The organism is Streptomyces johnsoniae, assembly GCF_031845565.1.
GTDB lineage: Bacteria > Actinomycetota > Actinomycetes > Streptomycetales > Streptomycetaceae > Streptomyces > Streptomyces johnsoniae.
Window position 1 is genome coordinate 77061 of record NZ_JAVREV010000023.1, and the last position, 20276, is coordinate 97336.

The 20276-nt window shown below is 74.9% G+C and carries 16 protein-coding genes and 1 pseudogene; 10 read left to right on the forward strand and 7 right to left on the reverse strand.

Features of this window, described 5'->3' with window-relative positions; translation table 11 throughout:
* Positions 1 to 76 precede the first annotated feature (76 nt).
* The gene (locus tag RM779_RS30615; protein ID WP_311621048.1) at positions 77 to 739 is read left to right on the forward strand and encodes an NADPH-dependent FMN reductase; all 663 of its coding nucleotides are present in this window, start codon (positions 77 to 79) and stop codon (positions 737 to 739) included.
* A gap of 81 nt (positions 740 to 820) precedes the next feature.
* Entirely contained in the window at positions 821 to 1240 is a 420-nt protein-coding gene (locus RM779_RS30620) for a GNAT family N-acetyltransferase (RefSeq protein ID WP_311621049.1), read from the forward strand.
* A 364-nt stretch (positions 1241 to 1604) separates the two neighbouring features.
* On the opposite strand, the gene RM779_RS30625 is transcribed toward RM779_RS30620, so the two are convergent.
* Positions 1605 to 2522 (reverse strand): HhH-GPD family protein, encoded by a 918-nt coding sequence (locus RM779_RS30625; protein ID WP_311621050.1) that lies wholly within the window; start codon positions 2520 to 2522, stop codon positions 1605 to 1607.
* Positions 2523 to 2656: 134 nt separating this feature from the next.
* Between RM779_RS30625 and RM779_RS30630 the strand changes: the two genes are divergently transcribed.
* Positions 2657 to 3469 (forward strand): hypothetical protein, encoded by an 813-nt coding sequence (locus RM779_RS30630; RefSeq protein WP_311621051.1) that lies wholly within the window; start codon positions 2657 to 2659, stop codon positions 3467 to 3469.
* A gap of 38 nt (positions 3470 to 3507) precedes the next feature.
* Here RM779_RS30630 and disA read toward each other — a convergent pair whose 3' ends face one another.
* Entirely contained in the window at positions 3508 to 4632 is a 1125-nt protein-coding gene (disA, locus tag RM779_RS30635) for a DNA integrity scanning diadenylate cyclase DisA (protein ID WP_077059730.1), read from the reverse strand.
* A gap of 42 nt (positions 4633 to 4674) precedes the next feature.
* Positions 4675 to 6072 (reverse strand): DNA repair protein RadA, encoded by a 1398-nt coding sequence (radA, locus tag RM779_RS30640; protein WP_311621052.1) that lies wholly within the window; start codon positions 6070 to 6072, stop codon positions 4675 to 4677.
* 125 nt (positions 6073 to 6197) lie between these two features.
* Here radA and RM779_RS30645 point away from each other — a divergent pair, with 125 nt between their 5' ends.
* On the forward strand, positions 6198 to 7865 hold the full coding sequence (locus RM779_RS30645; RefSeq protein ID WP_311621053.1) for a BACON domain-containing protein: 1668 nt from the start codon (positions 6198 to 6200) through the stop codon (positions 7863 to 7865).
* A gap of 229 nt (positions 7866 to 8094) precedes the next feature.
* Here RM779_RS30645 and RM779_RS30650 read toward each other — a convergent pair.
* Positions 8095 to 8721 (reverse strand): annotated as a pseudogene (locus RM779_RS30650) (TetR/AcrR family transcriptional regulator); the annotation flags it as partial.
* Positions 8718 to 9560: a sugar phosphate isomerase/epimerase family protein gene (locus RM779_RS30655; protein ID WP_311621054.1), complete on the reverse strand. Its 843-nt coding sequence runs from the start codon at positions 9558 to 9560 to the stop codon at positions 8718 to 8720. The pseudogene RM779_RS30650 and the gene RM779_RS30655, both read right to left, overlap by 4 nt.
* 72 nt (positions 9561 to 9632) lie before the next feature.
* Between RM779_RS30655 and RM779_RS30660 the strand changes: the two genes are divergently transcribed.
* The gene (locus RM779_RS30660) at positions 9633 to 10514 is read left to right on the forward strand and encodes an ABC transporter ATP-binding protein (protein WP_311621055.1); all 882 of its coding nucleotides are present in this window, start codon (positions 9633 to 9635) and stop codon (positions 10512 to 10514) included.
* Positions 10511 to 11248, forward strand: coding sequence for an ABC transporter permease (locus RM779_RS30665; protein WP_311621056.1), 738 nt, complete (start codon positions 10511 to 10513; stop codon positions 11246 to 11248). The genes RM779_RS30660 and RM779_RS30665 overlap by 4 nt, the downstream gene beginning before the upstream one ends.
* 14 nt (positions 11249 to 11262) lie before the next feature.
* On the opposite strand, the gene RM779_RS30670 is transcribed toward RM779_RS30665, so the two are convergent.
* A complete protein-coding gene (locus RM779_RS30670; protein ID WP_311621057.1) occupies positions 11263 to 12195 on the reverse strand; it encodes a Ppx/GppA phosphatase family protein in 933 nt (310 codons plus the stop codon).
* Between the two features lie 36 nt (positions 12196 to 12231).
* Between RM779_RS30670 and RM779_RS30675 the strand changes: the two genes are divergently transcribed.
* The 3 genes from RM779_RS30675 to RM779_RS30685 all read left to right on the forward strand — a co-directional run bounded on the left by RM779_RS30675 (position 12232) and on the right by RM779_RS30685 (position 17344).
* Positions 12232 to 13140 (forward strand): hypothetical protein, encoded by a 909-nt coding sequence (locus tag RM779_RS30675; RefSeq protein ID WP_311621058.1) that lies wholly within the window; start codon positions 12232 to 12234, stop codon positions 13138 to 13140.
* Between the two features lie 141 nt (positions 13141 to 13281).
* The gene (ilvD, locus tag RM779_RS30680; RefSeq protein ID WP_311621059.1) at positions 13282 to 15171 is read left to right on the forward strand and encodes a dihydroxy-acid dehydratase; all 1890 of its coding nucleotides are present in this window, start codon (positions 13282 to 13284) and stop codon (positions 15169 to 15171) included.
* A gap of 115 nt (positions 15172 to 15286) precedes the next feature.
* On the forward strand, positions 15287 to 17344 hold the full coding sequence (locus RM779_RS30685) for a phosphatase PAP2 family protein (RefSeq protein ID WP_311621060.1): 2058 nt from the start codon (positions 15287 to 15289) through the stop codon (positions 17342 to 17344).
* On the opposite strand, the gene RM779_RS30690 is transcribed toward RM779_RS30685, so the two are convergent.
* Complete coding sequence (locus RM779_RS30690; RefSeq protein WP_311621061.1) at positions 17341 to 19500, reverse strand: protein kinase domain-containing protein; 2160 nt, start codon at positions 19498 to 19500, stop codon at positions 17341 to 17343. The genes RM779_RS30685 and RM779_RS30690 overlap by 4 nt on opposite strands.
* A gap of 230 nt (positions 19501 to 19730) precedes the next feature.
* On the opposite strand from RM779_RS30690, the gene RM779_RS30695 reads away from it, so the two are divergent.
* Positions 19731 to 20249 carry a hypothetical protein gene (locus RM779_RS30695; RefSeq protein WP_311621062.1) on the forward strand — a complete coding sequence of 173 codons (519 nt, stop codon included), beginning with the start codon at positions 19731 to 19733 and terminating at the stop codon, positions 20247 to 20249.
* Positions 20250 to 20276: the final 27 nt, after the last annotated feature.

The window sequence follows — 20276 nt, forward strand, 5'->3', positions numbered from 1 at the left end:
CGCGCACGGACCGGTCACGGCGGGCCATGAGCGGACCATCAGCGAACCAGAAGTGGCGTTGCGGAGAGTGGACGGCATGAACGAGACGCCCGACGCGACCACCACCACGGCCACCACGGCCACGGCCGCCCCTTCCACCGCCCCTTCCACGGCTTCTTCCTCCCGCGGGCCGCTGCGGCTCGCGGTGATCGTCGGCAGCACCCGCAAGGGCCGCTTCGCCCCGGTGCCCGCCGCATGGTTCGCCGCCAGGGCGCGCGAGCACGGCGGCTTCGAGGTGGACATCGTCGACCTCGCCGAGGAGCGGCTGCCCGACACCCTCGTCGACGACGAGCGCTCCATCCCCGAGCCCGTCGCGCGCCTCGCGCCCCGGCTGGCCGCGGCCGACGCCTTCGTCGTCGTCACCCCCGAGTACAACCACAGCTTCCCCGCACCCCTGAAGACGGCCATCGACTGGTTCTACACCGAGTGGCAGGCCAAGCCCGTGGGCTTCGTCTCCTACGGCGGCGTCAGCGGCGGCCTGCGGTCCGTCGAGCACCTGCGCGGCGTGTTCAACGAGGTGTACGCCATCCCCACCCGGGACACTGTCTGCTTCCCGAACTACCAGGACGCGTTCGGGACGGACGGGCAGCTGCTGACCCCCGACCGGCCCAACGATGCGGCCAAGGTCATGCTCGACCGCCTCGCCTGGCTGGGCCACGCCCTGCGCAACCACCGGGCCGACCATCCCTTCGCATCATGAACGGCCCGCATGCCGCCGCCCGCCGAGAGCCGTGGCGGGGCCGGGCGCCACCGTCCGAGCCGTGCCGCGTAGCGTGCGGGGATGGCTGTTGACATCCGACGAGTGACCGCGGTGGCCGATGTCGTCGCCGCGGAGGGGCTGTACGACGGGCCGGCCCGTCCGGAGTGGGCCGAGCGGTTCCTCGCCGCACCCGGCCATCATCTGTTCGTCGCATACACGGCGGACGGCATCCCGGTGGGCATGGTCTCGGGCGTGGAGATGACGCACCCGGACAAGGGGACGGAGATGTTCCTCTACGAGTTGAGCGTGGACGAGGGCCACCGGAGACAGGGCATCGGCCGGGCCCTGGTCGAGGCACTGGCCGGCCTGGCGCGTGAACGCGACTGCCACAGCATGTGGGTCGCGGTCGACGCGGACAACGAGGCGGCGCTCGCCACCTACCGCTCCGCGGGCGGCGTCACGGAGGGCCCGGTGACCGTTCCGGTGTGGGAGTTCAGCTAGGCCCTGTCCTGCCGATCTTGCCGGGCCCGCGACTCCCCCAGACTCCGTCCGGGAGGTGCCCCCAGCTACGGCACTCCCCCAGCCTGGCGGCTGGGAGGTGCCCCCACGCTGCGTTACCGAATCGCGCGAATACGGACAGGTATGAGCTGCGATCCGGTGCCGATGGGGGCACCTCCCAGGCCCCCAAGGGCCTGGGGGAGCACCGCATCTGGGGGCACCTCCCTGGGGGCACCTCCCAGACGAAGTCTGGGGGAGGAGTCTGGGGGAGCCGCGGGCTGATCCGACAAGATCGACAGCACAGGACCTGGGTCCGCGCGCCTCGCCCCGGGCGCGGCGGTGTGTCGCCCGGCCGGGCGACACACCGTCAGACAGCGCCCGGCAGCCGGTAGCGGCCGTCCGGCAGCCGCTCGGCGAGCCCGTCGCCGACCAGGCCGTTCAACGCGCGGTTGCGCTGCTCCGGGTCGTGCCACACCCGGTCGAGCACGGCCCGCTCCACCGGTCCGGACGCCTCGCGGAGCACGGCGAGCAGCTTGCCGCGCACCTGGCGGTCCGTTCCCGCGTAGGTCTGGCCGCGGCGCGGCGGGCCTTCGTGGGCGGGCGAGCCGGCACCGCGCCAGGCACACAGGTCGGCGATCGGGCACCTCGTGCACTCGGGGCCGCGCGCCGTGCACAGCAGCGCGCCCAGCTCCATCGTGGCCGCGGCCCAGCGGGCCGCCGTCGCCGGGTCCTCGGGCAGCAGCAGCCTGGCCAGTTTGCGTTCGGCGGCGGTCGTGGCGTTCGGCGGGTACTCGGTGCCGGTGACGACGCGGGCGAAGACCCTTCGCACGTTCGTGTCCAGTACCGCGTGGCGCTGGCCGTACGCGAACGAGGCGACGGCCGCCGCCGTGTACTCGCCGATGCCGGGCAGTGCCAGCAGCTGGTGGTGGTCGGTGGGCACCTCGCCGCCGTGCCGTTCCGCTATCGCCGCGGCCGCGTTGTGCAGGCGCAGGGCCCGCCGCGGGTAGCCGAGACGGCCCCAGGCGCGGACGGCCTCACCCGGCGGCTCCGCGGCCAGGTCGGCGGGGCGCGGCCAGCGGCGCAGCCACTCCTCGTAGACCGGCAGCACACGGCTGACGGGCGTCTGCTGGAGCATGAACTCGCTGACCATGACCCCCCAGGCGCCCGCCTCGGGGCGGCGCCAGGGCAGATCGCGGGCGTGCTCGTCGAACCAGTCGATGACCGGGGTGTGCAGGGCGGTGGGCGGCGTCGTACTCGTCGATGTCGTCGCAGTCGTCGCAGTCATGGCAAAGGCGATCCTGGCACGGCGGGGGCACAGCACAAAGCGGACCGCGCTTTGCGCGTGTTGATACGCAACGGTGTCCCGGCGAGTGGTGGGTAGGGGGCTTGGAGGTGACGGAAGTCTCGTAAGGTTTCCGCGTGGGATCTCTGCGCACTCCTGTCGGCCCGCTGCCTTCGTCCATCTACTGGCGACGCAGGGCCGTCGTGCTGCTGCTGATCGCGCTCGTCGTGCTGCTCGTCTTCTGGGCGCTGCGCTCGGGGGGCGGCGATGACGAGCCCGCCGGACACGACGACGGCGCGGGCGGCCCCGCCGAGTCCATCACCCCGGGGCCCACGCCCTCCGAGTCCCTCATCGACGAACGCCCGGGCGGCCGGGACGACTCGCCGTCCGGCGACGAGACCGGCGAGGACGGCGGCGAGGACGGCACGGGCGACGACGGCTCCGGCGGGGACGGCGGCGACGCGGACGGCGGCGCGGCCGAGGGCTCCGACGGCTCGGAGGGCGACGGCACCGGCGACGACGGGAACGGCTCGGGCTCCGGAAGCGGCGCCGGGCTGCCGGAGTGCACGGCGGGCGCCCTGGAGATCTCGCTGCGCAGCGACGCCAACGCCTACGCGCCCGGCGAGGAGCCGGAGATCCGGCTGACCGTGGCGAACACCGGGCCCGACTGCCGCGTCGATTTCGGGCACGAGGCGCTGACCATCACGGTGGCCAACACGGCCGACGAGCAGGTGTGGTCCTCCGCCGACTGCCCCACAGGGCTCGGCTCGGACCCGGTCGCCGTACCGGCGGACGGCTCCGCGAACCACACCTTCACCTGGGACCGGCAGCACTCCACCGCCGACTGCGACGGCACGGGCCCGGACGCGGCGGCCGACTCCTACCTGGCCGAGGCCGCGCTGGCCGACTATCCCGTGGTGCAGACGACCTTCCGCTTCGAGGAGGACTGAGGGGGACTGAGGAGCCCGCACGGCTCCGCCGCCGCGGCTCAGACGTACCGCTCCAGGATCGAGGACTCCGCCAGCCGCGACAGGCCCTCCCGCACCGAGCGGGCCCGCGTCTCGCCGACGCCGTCCACCGCCTGAAGGTCGTCCACGCTGGCGGCGAGCAGCTTCTGGAGGCCGCCGAAGTGGTCCACCAACCGGTCGATGACCAGGCCCGGCAGCCGCGGCACCTTCGCCAGGAGCCGGAAGCCGCGCGGCGAGACCGAAGTGTCCAGCGATTCGGGAGCGGCGCTGTAGCCCAGGGCCCTGGCGACCAGCGCCAGCTCAAGCAGCTCGGCGTGCCCGAGGCCGTCCAGCTCGGCCAGGGCCGTGCCCACCTTCCGCGAGCGCTTGCCGCCCGCCTCCGGCAGGTAGTCGCGGACGACCAGCTGCCGTTCCGGCTCGACACCGGCGATCAGCTCGTCCAGCTGGAGGGAGAGCAGCCGCCCGTCGGTGCCCAGCTCCACCACGTACTCCGCGATCTCCGCCGCGATGCGCCGCACCATCTCCAGGCGCTGCGCCACCGCCGCCACGTCCCGCACGGTGACCAGGTCCTCGATCTCCAGGGCGGACAGCGTGCCGGTCACCTCGTCGAGCCGCAGCTTGTACCGCTCAAGGGTGGCCAGCGCCTGATTGGCGCGGGACAGGATCGCGCCCGAGTCCTCGAGCACGCGCCGCTGCCCGTCCAGGTACAGCGCGACCAGCCGCATCGACTGGCTGACCGACACCACGGGGAAGCCGGTCTGGATGGACACCCGCTGCGCCGTGCGGTGGCGCGTGCCGGTCTCCTCCGTCGGGATGCTCGGGTCGGGAACGAGCTGCACCCCGGCCCGCACGATCCGCGAGATGTCCCGGTCCACGATGACCGCGCCGTCGAGCTTGCACAGCTCGCGCAGCCGGGTCGCGGTGAACTCCACGTCCAGCACGAACCCGCCCGTGCACAGCGACTCCACCGTCCGGTCCACGCCGAGCACGATGAGGCCCCCCGTGTTCCCCCGGAGGATGCGCTCCAGGCCGTCCCGCAGCTGGGTCCCGGGGGCGACCGCGCTCAGCGCGGCCCGCAGCAGGCCGTCCGCCCCGGGGCCACCCCCGGCCCTCCCGGGACCCGCCGGGCGGTCGCTGGCTGCCATGCAATCCTCCGGAGGACGAACCTGCGCTTGGTGCACATGAGTCTACCGGCGCACCTCCTCCCGCCTGCTTGACTCCGCGCCGCGCGCGGGCAGCACACGCAGGGCCTCCCCGATGTCCGCGACTTCCCGCACCCGCATCCCGGCCGGCGCCCCGCCCGAGTCGGCGGGCACCAGGGCCTGGGTGAAGCCGAGCCGCGAAGCCTCCGCGAGGCGCCGCTGCACCCCGGTGACACGGCGCACCTCCCCGGCGAGGCCGACCTCGCCGATCGCCACCAGATTCTTCGGGAGAGGCGTGTCCGACGCCGCGCTGGCCAGCGCGAGCGCCACGGCCAGGTCGGCGGCCGGCTCGGACAGGCGCACCCCGCCGACGGTCGCGGTGTAGATGTCGTTTTTTCCCAGGGCCGCTATCTGGCCGCGCTGCTCCAGCACGGCCAGCATCATCGATACCCGCGACGTCTCCAGACCCGACGTGGTGCGCCGCGGCGAGGGGATCTGACTGGCCACCGTCAGCGACTGCACCTCCGCCACCAGCGGCCTGCGGCCCTCCAGCGTGACCGTCAGGCAGGTGCCCGGCACCGGCTCGTCCCGGCGGGTGAGGAACAGCCCGGAGGGGTCGGCCAGCGACGTGATGCCCTCGTCGTGCAGCTCGAAGCAGCCGACCTCGTCGGTGGCCCCGTAGCGATTCTTCACGCCGCGGACCAGCCGCAGCCTGGCGTGCCGGTCGCCCTCGAAGTGCAGGACCACGTCCACCAGGTGCTCCAGCAGACGCGGCCCCGCGATCGCCCCGTCCTTCGTGACGTGCCCGACCAGCAGTGTCGACATGCCGCGCTCCTTGGACGCCCGGATCAGCGCCCCGGCCACCTCGCGCACCTGCGCCATCCCGCCCGGCGCGCCGTCCACCTCGGCCGAGGCCACCGTCTGCACCGAGTCCAGCACCAGCAGCGCGGGCTTGACCTGGTCCAACTGGCCGAGCACCGAGCCCAGATCGGTCTCCGCGGCCAGATACAGGTGGTCGTGCACGGCACCGATCCGGTCCGCCCGCATCCGGACCTGGGCGGCCGACTCCTCACCCGTCACGTACAGCGTCCGCCGCGCCTCCGACGCGGACTTGGCCGCGACGTCCAGCAGCAGCGTGGACTTGCCCACGCCCGGCTCCCCGGCAAGCAGCACCACCGCGCCGGGGACCAGACCCCCGCCGAGCACCCGGTCCAGCTCGGGAACGCCCGTGCCGCGCGCCGCGGCCTGCACCGCGTCCACCTGCCCGATCGGCACCGCGGGCGAGGCGACGCGGGCCGCGGGGACCGTGCGCACGGCGGGCGCGGCGCCCAACTCCTCGACGGTGCCCCAGGCGTGGCACTCGGGGCAGCGCCCGAGCCACTTGCCCGTGGCCCAGCCGCACTCGGTGCACCGGTACGACGGGCGGTCTGCTTTTCGAGCCATGACCTGAACGCTACCCCCGGCCACCGACACCGACGGCCGGAACAGACGCCCCACCGTCACCCGTTAGAAGGAACCTGGACGACCCGGCGGCGGTTGCGGTGCCGCGGCGCTTAACGTCCCACCTGATGACACGCAGCCGCGAACGACCGGCGCGCGGCGACCGCCCCGCCGCCGCTCCGTCCCCAGCCACCAGGACCGCCGTCTCCCCGGCCGACGCCGGTGCTTCCGCCACCAGGCCGCGGAAGGACCGCCGCCAGGCCGCGTACGACGACGCGTACCTGGACGGGCTGTTCACCTACTGCCTGTCCGTCATGTGCGAGCACGACGCGGCCACCGCCGCGCTGGGCGAGGCGCTCGCGCTCGCCGAGCGGCAGCACGAGCGCGGTCGGCGGCCCGCCGATCCGGCCCTGGCCAGGGCCTGGCTGTACGCGCTGGCGCGCTGGGCCTGCCTGCGTCGTCTCGCCGTGCACAAGGGGGAGGGCGAAGGCAGGCCGGTGCCGCGGGCGTTCGGCGAGGACGCGGCGCGGCGCCACCGCGAGCTGGCGGCGCTGTCCTGGCCCGAGGCCGCCGGCACGACGCCGGAGCAGCGCGAGGCGCTGGAGCTGGCGGTGCGGCACCAGCTGTCCGCCCGCGAGCTGGCCCGGGTGCTGCGGCTGGCCGCGCCGGCCGCCCACACGCTGCTGACCGCCGCGGCGCGCGAGGTGGAGCGCACCCGCGCCGCGCTGGCCGCCGTGGACGCCGCCGGCTGCCCGGCCGCGGCGGCGCTCTCCGGCGACGACCGCGGCGTGCTGCTCGGCCCCGCCATGCGCCGCGAGCTGCTGCGGCATGTGGACGAGTGCCCGTCCTGCCGGCTGATCGCGCAGCGCGCGACGGCCGAGGTGGGCTGGCCGGCGACCGGTTCCTCCGGTCCTTCCCGGTTGACGGTGCTGGCCGCCCCGCGCGCGGCGGTGCAGGCCGCGCGGCTTGCGATCCGGCGCGCGCGTTCCCAGTACGCGCCCCGCTACGACCGGGCCGGGTTCCCGCTGTTCGACAAGGACAAGCAGGGGCGCCGCGAACGGCTGCGCAGCCGCGTCGTGACGTCGACGGTGGCCGTGACGGTGGTCGCCGTTCCCGTGCTCGCGCTGTGGGCCGCCTACCGCGGGGCGCCGCCCGCGGGCGAGCCGGCGGGCGAGGACACCGCCGCGGCGGCCGAGGACACGGCGACGCACGGCACCGAGGGCGCCGGCGAGCGGCCGTACGAGACGACCGGCCGGGCCGGGGACGGCGCGGGCGCCGCGGAGGCGGCCGAGCCCGGGTCCGGGGCGGAAGGGCACGGCCGCGACGGTGCGGGCGATGAGGTGCCGGACGCCGCGGACGACGGTGCGGGGCGCCGGGCGGACGCCGGTACGGACGGCGGTACGGACGGGGGCGGGGAGACGCCGGCCGCCGGGGAGCTGGTGGTGGATGCCGTGCCGACGGACGCGGGCACGCGGATCACGCTGACCGCCACCGGCGGCGCGCCTGTCGACTGGTCGGCCGTCACGGACGTGCCCTGGCTGTCGCTGAGCCGCGCCTCCGGCACGCTCGGGCCGGGCGAGTCGGCGGTGATCGAGGTGACGGTGGACCGGGCGCGCGAGCCCGCCGGGGAGTGGCGGGGCCGCATCACGGTCGGTCCGGCCGCCGCGGTGGTCACGGTCGAGGGCAGCGGCCCGGAGGACACCGACCCGCCCGAGCCGCCGGACGATCCGGAGACGCCCGAGCCGCCGCCCGGCGAGCCGGGCACCGGCCCGGACGAGGACATCGGTCAGGGCTGACGCGCCGCGTTCAGAGGGCGGTGCCGGTTCCGGTGCCGGTCTCGGTTCCCGTGCCGGTCTCGGTTCCGGTGCCGGTTCCCGTGCCGGTCTCGGTTCCGGTGCCGGTGCCGGTTCCGGTGCCGGTTCCCGTGCCGGTCTCGGTGGTCCCGGGAGACGGGCTCGGCGCGGGGGCCGGGCTCGGCGCGGACGGGGAGAGCAGCGGGGGCGGCAGGATCGGGCGGCCCGCGGTGCCGGTGAGGTGGTGCTGGACGATGGGGGACAGGCGGCGGATCAGGTCCTCGGCGTCGGCGCCGGCCAGCGGCTCGATCTTCAGGACGTACCGCAGCAGCACGGCGCCGATGAGCTGGGCGGCGGCCAGCTCCGCGCGCAGTTCGGCGTCGGGGGAGTCGAGTCCGCCGGCGACGCGGGCGAGCATCTGCGAGGTGACGATGCCGCGGAAGATGCCGGCGGCCGTCTCGTTGTTCACCGCGGATCTGACGACGGCGAGCAGAGGGCTGCGGGTGACCGGATTCTCCCAGATGGTGAAGAACAGCCGGGTGAACCGTTCGCCGAACTCCTCCGGCCGGAACTGCGTGTCCCGCGACAGGCCCTGGGCCGCGGGTGCCGTCGCGTCGGCCACCGCCGCGGCGAAGACCTGCTCCTTCTTCCCGAAGTAGTGGTGCACGAGCGCCGGGTTGACCTCGGCGCCGCGCGCGATGGCGCGGATCGACGCCTTGTCGTAGCCGCGCTCCGCGAAGACGGCCCGTGCCGAGGCCAGGATGCGGTCCCGCGCCGCGGGCGTGCCGTCGGCCAGGTCGGCCCGCGAGGGCCGTCCGCGCCTGCGGGCCGGCCGTCCGGTCGCCGGCTCGCTGCTCATCGGGTCCCCCCGCCGGTGCCGTGGTTCACCGCGGGCGGCGCGGTCGCCAGGTGCAGCCGGGTGAACGCGAGCGCCTCGGCGAGGTCCGCCCGCCTGGTCTCGGGGGAGGCCGCCCTGCGGGTGTTGACCTCGACGACGACGTGGCCGGTGTAGCCGGTGGCGGCGAGTCGTTCCAGCAGGGCGGCGCAGGGCTGGCTGCCGCGCCCCGGGATCAGGTGTTCGTCCTTGCCCGAGCCGCTGCCGTCCGCGATGTGGACGTGCCCGAGCCGCTCGCCCATGCGGTCGGCCATGGCCAGGGTGTCGGAGCGCGATGTCGCGGTGTGCGAGACGTCGAGCGTGAAGGCGGGGTACTCCTCCTCCGTCGGGTCCCAGCCGGGTGAGTAGGCCAGCAGCTCCCGGTCGCGGTAGCGCCACGGGTACATGTTTTCGACCGCGAAGGCGACGCCGCTCTCGTCGCCGAGCCGCCGGATGCCCCGCACGAAGTCGCGAGCGTAGGTGCGCTGCCAGCGGAACGGCGGGTGCACGACGACCGTCGAGGCGCCGAGGCGCTCGGCCGCCTCGCGGGCGCGCAGCAGCTTCCGCCACGGGTCGGTGCCCCACACCCGCTGGGTTACGAGCAGGCAGGGCGCGTGTACAGCCAGGACGGGGATGCCGTGGCGCTCGGAGAGGTCGCGCAGGGCGTCCACGTCCTGGCTCACCGGGTCCGTCCAGACCATCACCTCGACGCCGTCGTAGCCGAGTTGACCGGCTATCGCGAAGGCTGCCGCGGTGTTTTCCGGGTACACGGAGGCGGTCGAAAGCGCGACCTTCGCGTCCGGAACAGGTGCCTGATGTGCCACGGCGCCAAGCCTACGTGCCGGGCCCCACTTCCCCGTTTGACCGCGGGCACACTTGGGAGGAAAATTAAACGCATGATTAATAATCATCGGGAGGGAAGCTCCTCGCCACCGGCCGTCCACGCTCGCGATCTCGGCGTCGTGCGCGGCGGGAAGCCGGTGCTGAAGAAGCTGGAGTTCTCGGTGCCGCGCGGCACCGTGACCGGGCTGCTCGGGCCTTCCGGCTGCGGCAAGACGACGCTGATGCGGGCGGTCGTGGGGGCGCAGGCGCGGGTGACCGGGCGTCTTGAGGTGCTGGGCGAACGGGCCGGCAGCGCCGCGCTGCGCCACCGCCTCGGCTACGTCACCCAGGCCCCGTCCGTCTACCTCGACCTGACGACCAGACAGAACCTGGACTACTACGCCGCCGTCCTCGGCGTCCCGCGCGCCGAGCGCGCCGACCAGGTCGACGCCGCGCTCACCGATGTCGACCTCCACAGCCACGCGGACGCCCTCGCGGCCAATCTCTCCGGTGGCCAGCGCTCCCGGGTGTCGCTTGCGGTGGCGCTGCTGGGCGCGCCGGAGCTGCTGGTGCTCGACGAGCCGACGGTGGGTCTCGATCCGGTGCTGCGCCGCAGCCTGTGGGATCTGTTCCACCGGCTGGCGGCGGAACGGGGGGCCACGCTGCTGATCTCCTCGCACGTGATGGACGAGGCCGACCGCTGCGACCGGCTGATGCTGATGCGCGAGGGCGGCATCCTCGCCGAGGGCACGCCCGGGGAGCTGCGGGCGCGCACCGGCACCGACTCCGTCGAGGACGCGTTCCTGCGCCTCGTCGGCGACGCGGCCGACGACGAGGGCAACGACGGGGACAACGACGAGGGCAACGGCGAGGGCAACGGCGGGAACGGCGCCCGCCGGCGGGCCGCGGACCAGGCGGCCGGCCGCGACGGCAGCACGGCGGAGGTGTCGCGATGAGCCCGACCAGGACCCTGGCCACCGCAGGCCGCGTGCTGCGTCAGCTCGGCCACGACCCGCGGACGATCGGGCTGCTCCTGCTCGTCCCGGTACTGCTGCTGGTCCTGCTGTACTACGTCTTCGACGCCGACCGCGACTCGTTCGACTTCATCGGCTCGGCCCTGCTCGGCATCTTCCCCATGGTGACGATGTTCCTGGTCACCTCGGTCGCGACGCTGCGCGAGCGGACCTCGGGCACGCTGGAGCGGCTGTTGACGATGCCGCTCGGCAAGGGCGACCTGATCGCCGGCTACGCGCTCGCGTTCGGCGCGTTCGCGGTCGTCCAGGCCGGTCTCGCCACCGGCGTCGCGCTGTGGTTCCTCAACCTCGACATCGAGGGATCGCCCTGGTTCCTGCTCCTGGTCGCCCTGCTCAACGCCCTGCTCGGCACGGCGCTCGGCCTCTTCGTGTCCGCCTTCGCGGCCTCGGAGTTCCAGGCCGTCCAGTTCATGCCCGCGGTGATCATTCCGCAGCTCCTGCTGTGCGGTCTCTTCGCGCCCCGGGACGCCATGCAGCCGGCGCTGGAATACGCCTCCAACGTGCTGCCGATGTCGTACGCGGTCGACGGCATGACGGAAGTGCTCAACAACAGTGACCTGACCGCCGACTTCTGGCGGGACGTGGTCATCGTCGCCGGCAGCGCGCTCGCCGTTCTCGCGCTCGGCGCCGTGACCCTGCGCCGCCGCACGGCCTGAACGCCGCGCCGTCCTCAGGCCGCCCGCATGCGGTCGAGGCGGCGGAGGATCACGCCCTCCCGCAGCGCCCACGGGCAGATCTCGACCGTCTCGACGCCGAAGAGGTCCATCGCCGCCTCCGCCACCACCGCGCCGGCCAGCAGCTGCCGGGCCCGCCCCTCCGAAACGCCCGGCAACTGCTGCCGTTCGCGCACCGGCAGCTCGGCCAGCCGCTGGCCCCACTTCTGGAGGTCGGCCCGGTGCAGGTCGCGCCGCACGTACAGGCCATCCGTCGAACGCGCCGCGCCGGCGATCCTGGCCAGCTGCTTGAACGTCTTGGAGGTCGCCACCACCCGGTCCGGCGCCCCCAGGCGGGAGAAGTCCCCGACCACGCGGGCCACTTGCGAACGGACGTCGCGGCGAAGCGACCGCACGTCCGCGGGCGAGGGCGGGTCGCCCGGCAGCCGCGCCGCGGTCAGGCGGCCCGCGCCGAGCGGCAACGAGGCCGCGGCGTCCGGCTCCTCGTCAAGGCCGTACGCGATCTCCAGCGAGCCGCCGCCGATGTCGAACATCAGCAGCCGCCCCGCCGACCAGCCGAGCCACCGCCGCGCCGCGAGGAACGTGAGCCGCGCCTCGTCCTGCCCGGACAGCACCTGGAGGCCGACCCCCGTCTCGTCGGCGACGCGGCCGAGTACCTCGTCCGCGTTGCTCGCCTCCCGCACCGCGGAGGTCGCGAACGGCAGCAGATCCGCGACCCCGTGGTCCTCGGCGACCTCAAGCGCCTCCCGGACGGTGGCCACCAGCCGGTCCACCCCGTCGCCGCCGATCGCGCCGCGCTCGTCGAGCAGCTCGGCGAGGCGCAACTCGGCCTTGTGCGAGTAGGCCGGCAGCGGCCGTGCCCCTGGATGCGCGTCGACCACCAGCAGGTGAACCGTATTGGAACCCACGTCGAGAACACCGAGCCTCATGAACGTCCACGCTACCCCGCCCCTTACCCTGGCGTAGTGGCGAAGACGAAGAGGGCGAAGCCGGGCAGAACTACCCAGCGGTTCGACGGCGCGCGCCGCCGCGCGGCCGGCGAGGAGGTGGCGCTCGACCACCCCAGGGCGTGGGTCGAGTTCCCCGATCCCGCCGACGCTGAGCAGGTCTTCCGGTGCGACCTGACCTGGCTGACCTCCCGCTGGCAGTGCGTCTTCGGCCGCGGCTGTCAGGGCATCAGCGCCGGACGCGCGTCCGACGGCTGCTGCACTCTGGGCGCCCACTTCTCCGACGAGGACGACGAACGCCGCGTGGCCGGACACGCGGCACGGCTGACGCCCGAGACCTGGCAGTACCACGCCGAGGGCACCGGGGAGGACGGCTGGACCGAGCTGGACGATGACGGTGAACGCCAAACCCGCCGCGTGGCCGGCGCCTGCATCTTCCTCAACCGGCCGGGTTTCCCCGGCGGCGAGGGCTGCGCCCTGCACACGCTGGCGCTGGGCGAGGGCCGCGAGCCGCTCGAAACCAAGCCCGATGTGTGCTGGCAGCTGCCGGTGCGCCGCACGTACGAGTGGGTCGAGCAGCCGGACGGCGAGCAGTTGCTGTACGTGTCGATCGGCGAGTACGACCGGCGCGGCTGGGGCCCGGGCGGCCACGACCTGCACTGGTGGTGCACCGGCGCGCCCGCGGCGCACGGCGCGAGCGAGCCGCTGTACCTCACCTACCGGCCGGAGCTGACCGAGCTGATGGGTAAGGCGGGCTACGACCAGCTCGCCGGGCTGTGCGAGCAGCGCCTCGCCGCGCGCAGCGCGCTGCCGCCCGGCGCGAAGCCGCTTCCGCTGCTGGCCGCGCACCCGGCCGACCCCGACCCCGGCCCCGGCCCCGGCCCCGACCCCGACCCCGACGCCGTTCCGCCCGCCGCCGCCGGGTGACGCCTTCCGCCGCCGGGTGACCTCGTCCGTCCGGCGTCTCGGATTCCGGTATGCGAGTCCCGGCAGGCGGGCGGAAGGCGTAGCCTCGGAGGCCCGGGCCACTCGGCTTCCGCAGGGACTTCGCAGGAGAGGACACGGATCATGGCGACGCTCAGGTCCCGCACAGTCACCCACGGCCGCAACATGGCGGGCGCGCGCGCCCTCCTGCGCGCCGCCGGCGTAGCGCGCGAGGACTTCGGCAAGCCCATCATCGCCGTGGCCAACAGCTTCACCGAGTTCGTGCCCGGCCACACCCACCTCCAGCCGGTCGGCCGGATCGTCTCCGACGCCATCTCGGCGGCCGGCGGCATCCCGCGCGAGTTCAACACCATCGCTGTCGACGACGGCATCGCCATGGGCCACGGCGGGATGCTGTACTCGCTGCCCTCCCGCGACCTGATCGCGGACTCCGTGGAGTACATGGTGGAGGCGCACTGCGCCGACGCCCTCGTCTGCATCTCCAACTGCGACAAGATCACCCCGGGCATGCTGATGGCCGCGCTGCGGCTGAACATCCCGACGGTCTTCGTCTCCGGCGGCCCGATGGAGGCCGGGAAGACCACCCTCGTCGACGGCACGGTCCGTTCCAATCTGGACCTGGTCCACGCCATGTCCGAGGCGGTCGCCGACACGACCTCCGACGAGGACCTGCTGCGGATCGAGGAGGCCGCCTGCCCGACCTGCGGCTCCTGTTCCGGCATGTTCACCGCCAACTCCATGAACTGCCTGGTCGAGGCACTCGGCCTGGCCCTGCCAGGCAACGGCTCCGTCCTCGCCACGCACACCGCCCGCCGCGCGCTGTACGAGGAGGCCGGCCGCACGGTCGTCGAGGTCACCCGGCGCCACTACGAGCAGGACGACGCGACCGTGCTGCCGCGGGCCGTCGCCTCGCGCGCCGCCTTCGAGAACGCCATGGCTCTCGATGTCGCCATGGGCGGCTCCACCAACACCGTGCTGCACCTGCTCGCCGCGGCCGTGGAGGCCGAACTGCCCTTCGACATGGCCGACATCGACGCGGTCTCCCGGCGCGTCCCCTGCGTCTGCAAGGTCGCGCCGAACGGCTCGTACCACATGGAGGACGTGCACCGCGCCGGCGGCATCCCCGCGATCCTCGGCGAGCTCCAGCGCGCCGGGCTGCTCAACGAGGACGTGCACAGCGTGCACGCCGACTCGCTCGCCGAGTGGCTGAAGAAGTGGGACATCCGCGGCGGCTCGCCCGCGCCCGAGGCGGTGGAGATGTTCCACGCGGCGCCCGGCTGCGTCCGTTCCGCCAGCGCCTTCTCCCAGTCCGAACGCTGGGAGTCGCTGGACACGGACGCGGAGCGGGGCTGCATCCGCGGCGCCGCGCACGCCTACTCCGCGGACGGCGGCCTCGCCGTGCTGTACGGCAACCTCGCCGCCGACGGCTGTGTCGTGAAGACCGCGGGCGTCGACGAGTCGATCTGGACGTTCGAGGGCCCCGCCGTCGTCGTGGAGTCCCAGGAGGAAGCCGTCGAGGCGATCCTCGCCAAGCGCGTCAAGGAGGGCGACGTGGTCGTCGTCCGCTACGAGGGCCCCCGCGGCGGCCCCGGCATGCAGGAGATGCTGTACCCCACGGCGTTCCTCAAGGGCCGCGGCCTCGGTGCCACGTGCGCGCTGATCACCGACGGCCGGTTCTCCGGCGGCACCTCGGGCCTTTCCATCGGGCACGTCTCGCCCGAGGCGGCGGCCGGCGGCACCATCGCGCTGGTGCGCGACGGCGACCTCGTCCGCATCGACATCCCGTCCCGCGCCATCGAGCTGAAGGTGTCCGAGGAGGAGCTGGCCGAGCGCCGCGCCGCCCTCGGCGGCCGGTACCTGCCCGTGTCCCGCGACCGCAAGGTCTCGCTGGCGCTGCGCGCCTACGCGGCCATGGCCACCAGCGCCGACAAGGGTGCCGTCCGCGACGTCGCCAAGTTGGAGCGCACGGCGGAGGCAACGGTGGAGGGCACGGTGGAGGGCGCGGCCGGCTGACCCGCCCCGCGGGGGGCACCGCACCTGCTGTCCCGGTGCGCCGGGTAGGTTCCCTTTGGGCGGCGTTCATCGTGCCGCCATGTCGTGGCAAGGCCGTGATGCAAAGGGCGCTGGGGTGGCGGAGACGGAAACCGGGCGTGGCCGGGGCGGGACGCGCAGCCGGTACGCGGTGTGGGGGCTGTGGGCGGCGGCCGGGCTGCTGGCCGCCCGCCAGGCCGTGGAGGTGTGGCGGCTCGCGCCGGACGAACGGCTCACCGGGCTGCCGTCCGGGAGCGCGCCGCTCCACACCGGGAACGGCGTGCCCGCGCCGCCCGCGGCCGGGCTGCTGCTCGAACCGCTCGGCGGTCTCGCGGCCGAGCACCGAGGCATCCTGTGGCTGCTCCTCACGCTGCTGACGGCCGCCGCCCTCGTCCTGGTCGCCGCGCGCGCCCTGCCCGCGGCGCACCGCCGGTGGGCCGCGCCCGCCGGCTTCTGCCTGCTGGTCGTCTCGCTGCCGCTGCGGGAGACGGCCACGGTCGCGCAGGCCGGGCTGTTCGCCATCCTGCTGGCCCTGGCCGGGTGGCTGCTCGCGACCCGGCGGGCCGCGGGCGGCGCGCTGATCGGCCTGGCCGCCGCGCTCCAGCCGCCGCTGCTGCTGTTCGCCGGTCTGCTGCTGCTGACCGGCCGCCGCCGCGCCGCGGGAACGGCGGGCGGCGCGTTCGCCGCGGCCACCGCGCTGGCGTGGGCGCTGCGGCCGGCGGAATCCGTGACGTTCTGGCTGCGCCACCTGGCCGGGGCCGGTCTCGGCGAGGCGCCGGACGTGGCGGCCAACCAGTCGCTGCACGGCGCGCTGCTGCGCCTCGGCGTGGCGGGCCCGGGGGAGATCGCGGCCTTCGCGGTACTGGCCACCGTGGTGTGCGGGTTCGCGCTGCGCCGCGCCGCGCGCTACGCGGGCGACGGGCAGCCGCTGCTCGCCGCCGCCGTCGTCGGCTGCGCGGCGCTGGCCGCCACCCCGGCCGCCGGTCAGGAGCAGCAGCTGTGGCTGCTGTGCGCGGCCGCGGGCCGGGCCGGGCGGCGCACCGCGGACCGCCCGATGTGGCCGGTGTTCGTGGCGCTGGCGCTGGTGCTCGAAGGCACCGCGCTGGTGCCGAAGCTGGAGTCGCTCGCGGTCGTGGGTGAGAACATTCCGCTCATCGCCGCCCTGCTGGCCGCCTGTACGGTCCGCTTCCTCGCGCGCGGCTCGGAGCTGTGGTCGCGGCCGGTGCGCGCCGGCCTTGCCTCACGGCCGAACCTGCTGCTCGAACTGCTCCTCATCCGCGTCGGCTACTGGGCGTACTCCTGGGTGCGTTCGTACGCCCGCGGCGACCGCGACACGGCGGAGGCGCACGGCCACCAGATCCTGGACATCCAGCGCTTCCTGCACATCGACATCGAGCACTGGCTCAATCACGCCGTGGTCGCCAGACCGTGGCTGTCCGACGCGATGGACTTCTACTACCAGACGTTCCACTTCGCCGTGCCGCTGACGATCCTCGGCTGGCTGCTCGTGCGGCACCCTGCCGAGTACCGGACCGCCCGCCGCTGGCTCGCGCTGACCACCCTGTTCGGCCTCGCCGGCTTCTGGCTGTACCCGCTGGCCCCGCCCCGCCTGATGCCGGGGCTCGGCTACATCGACACCGCGAACGGCCCGCAGGACCTGAACGATCCGCGGTACGGGGCCCTGACCGGCATCACCAACCCGTACGCGGCGATGCCGTCCCTGCACGTCGGCTGGTCGCTGTGGTGCGCGCTCGTGCTGTGGCGCGTCGCGCCCTACCGCTGGCTGCGAGTGGCGGGCCTCGCCTACCCGCTGCTGACGACGATCGTGATCATGGGCACGGCGAACCACTACCTGCTCGACGCGGCCGGGGGCGCCGCGGTGGTCGGCGCGGGCTTCGCGGCCTCGGCCGCGATCGGCCGCGCCCTGGCGCGCGTCCCCGGCGGCGCCCAGGGCCTTCCCGAACGCCCCCCGGTGGCGGCCCAGTTGACCGAGGCCCCGGCCGAGACTCCGGCCACGGAGCCGACCGAGACTCCGGCCACGGTGCCGGCCGAGGCCCCGGCCGCGGTGCCGGCCGGGAGCGCCCCGCAGGACCCGCGGCCGGCCGCGGAGAGAACGGCCCGGGGCCCCGCGGCGGAGCAGGGCGGCGGACCCTAGGTACCGCGTTCCAGCGGCTGGGCGTACAGCGTGTTCCCCACCGTCACCGCGTAGGCCACCCCGTCCGCGATCACCGGGGCCGGGGCCCAGCCGCCCGAGCCGGCGCCCGGGGTGCCCGGATGCGCGGCGCCCACGTGCAGCACCTCGCCGGTGTCCGCCGCCACCTCGTGCAGCCGCCCCTGGCCGTCCGTCAGGTACAGCACGCCGTCCACCGCGGCGGGCCGCGAGGGCTGGTCGGCGCCCGTCGGTCTGCTCCACAGCACCTCGCCCGCCACCGTGTCCACGGCCGTGACCAGGCCCGTGGCGTCCGGCAGGTAGACCACGCCGTCCGCCGCCGAGGCGTACGGCTCGGCGGACCGCGGCAGTTCCGTGCGCCGCCACGCGCCCGAGGACAGGTCGAGGCGCAGCACGGCCGAGACGACCGGCAGGTCCGTGTCGTGCTCCTGGAAGTACGCCGCGTCCGCGTCCACGCCCAGCATTTCGGTCATGCCCACCGCCTCGGGGGGCGGCCCGACCGGCGCGGCCCACAGCTCGCGGCCGGCGTCGTCGAGCAGCATCAGCAGCGGGTCGGCGCCCGTCTCGTCGGCGCGGGTCTCCACCAGCAGACGGGACGCGCCGCTCGCCGACTGTGTGACGTACCGCCCGGGGGCCGTCCACTCGCCCCGCGCCTCGGGCGCGTCCGCGGCGTAGAAGCGCAGCGTGCTGTCGCCGTTCTGGAGGGCCAGGGAGCCGCCCACCCGCAGCAGGCTGCCGGTCAGCTCGGGCGCGTCGATCCGCCACTGCTCCGCACCGTCCCGGCCGAGCGCGCTGACGCCCGCGGCGGACGGCGCCAGCACCGCGCCCTCGCCCGGCAGCGCCCCGGGCCCGCCGACGGCGTCGCGCGGGCCGCGGTGCCGGAACACCTCCTCGCCGCCTGGCCCGAGCAGCACCGCGAACGCGGGCCCCTGCGCGCACAGCAGGCCGCCGTCCGCGGGCCGGCAGCGGAACCCCTCGGTGATCGCGTCGTCGACGCCGAACTCCCGCAGGTCGATCTCCCACGGGTCGGCCGCGGCCGGCCCCGGCCGCTCGCCCCCGCCGCCGGGGGCCGTCGTTCCCGCGCCGACCGGGCGGTCCCGGTCCGCGGGCGCGGCCAGCCACACGCCGGTCGCCGCCGCCCCCGCCACGGCCAGCGCCACCGCGCCCGCCACCAGCCGCGCGCGCCGCCGCCCGGCGCGGACGGGCCCGGTCGCCTGCGGCGCCGCGCCCGCGGGCGGGCCGGCGGGCGGCGCGGCGTGAACGGCATGGACGGCGTGAACGGTGTGGACGGCATGAACGGTGTGAACGGTGTGAACGGCGGCATCGGCGAACGAGGCCATCCGCAGCAGCGACGGCACCTCTGGCCGCCGCGCCGGGTCCTTGGCCAGGCAGCGCGCGACCAGGCCCCGCAGCGGCTCGGGAACGTCACCCAGGTCCGGCTCCTCGTGCACCACGCGGTAGGCGACCGCCAGCGGATCGCCGCCCGGCTCCGTGCCCGGCTCGAACGGGCTGTGCCCGGTCGCCGCGTACGCCACCACCGCGCCGAGCGCGAACACGTCCGCCGCCTCGGTGACGTCCGCGCCCGTCAGCTGCTCGGGCGCCATGAACGGCGGCGAGCCCAGCACCTCCCCTGCCTCCGTCAACCGGTGACTGTGGCTCATCGCCCGCGAGATGCCGAAGTCGATGACGCGCACGCCGTCCTCGGCCAGCAGCACGTTCCCCGGTTTGAGGTCGCGGTGCACCAAGCCGCTGCGGTGGATGTCCCGCAGTGCCTCGGCCAGTTGGGCGCCGACCCGCGCCGCCTCCGCGACCGGGAGCGGCCCCGCCGCGTCCAGCCGGTCCGCGAGCGAGCCGCCCGGCACGTACAGCGTGGCCAGCCACGGCGGGTCGTCCTCCGGGTCGGCGTCGACGACCGGCGCCGTGAACGCGCCGCTGACCCGCCGCGCCGCGGCCACCTCCCGGCGGAAACGGGCGCGGAATCCCGGGTGTTCGGCGTACTCGGGCCGGATCACCTTGATCGCCACCCGCCGCCCGGTCACCGTCCGCGCCAGGTGCACCACGCCCATCCCGCCGCTGCCGAGCCGCCGCTCCAGCACATACTCGCCCAGCCGTTGCGGCACCAGACCGCGGTTGTCCGTCATGGCAGCATCTCCCCCGTTGTGCCCGATGCCCTTGTGCCGGGGACAGCGTACGACGGCGCCCCGCGCACCGGTCCCCGGCGGGGAACGGCTGGAGAATGGGCGGGGAACGGGCAGGGAACGGGCGGGGAACAGGCAGCGGAACGGGCGGGGAACCCGCGGAACCGACGGAACCGGCCCAACCGACGGAACCGGGGAGCGGCGCGGGAAACGCGCCCGTCATAATCGTTCGCATGTCCACCTCGCACCCGCAGAGCCCGCCGGACGGCGCGGCCGACGACGAACCCCGGCCGGAGCCCATCAGGTTCTACGGCGTCTCCTGGGTCGATCACAGCGGCGGATACGGGGCACGCCGCGCCGGGCTCACCCTGTCCGCGCTGCTGCTCGCGGCCATGGGCGGCACGCTGCTGTTCCTGGGCTACTCCGGGCTCGACAGCTCCGAGACCGCGGGCTGGCTGCGCGCCATGGTCGTCATCGCCTTCGCCATCTGCACCGCGATGGCCGCGACCCGCACCTGGATCAGGTACACGCGCCCCGCCCCGGAGAACGCGGTGGACGAGTCGGCGTTCCGCAGCATCAAGGTGGTCGGCTTCGTCGGCGTCTTCCTGGCCTACGCGCTGCGCAGCACCGTGGAGGCGCCCGGCGAGAAGCTGCGGCGGCTCGACTACGAGACGGCTGTCGCCCGGCACCGCAGGCGTACCGCGAAGCGTTCCGGGCACCCGGCCCGCAGGAGAAGGGGCAAGCGCGCCTAAGGGTTCCCCCTGAGCCGACCCGGACAT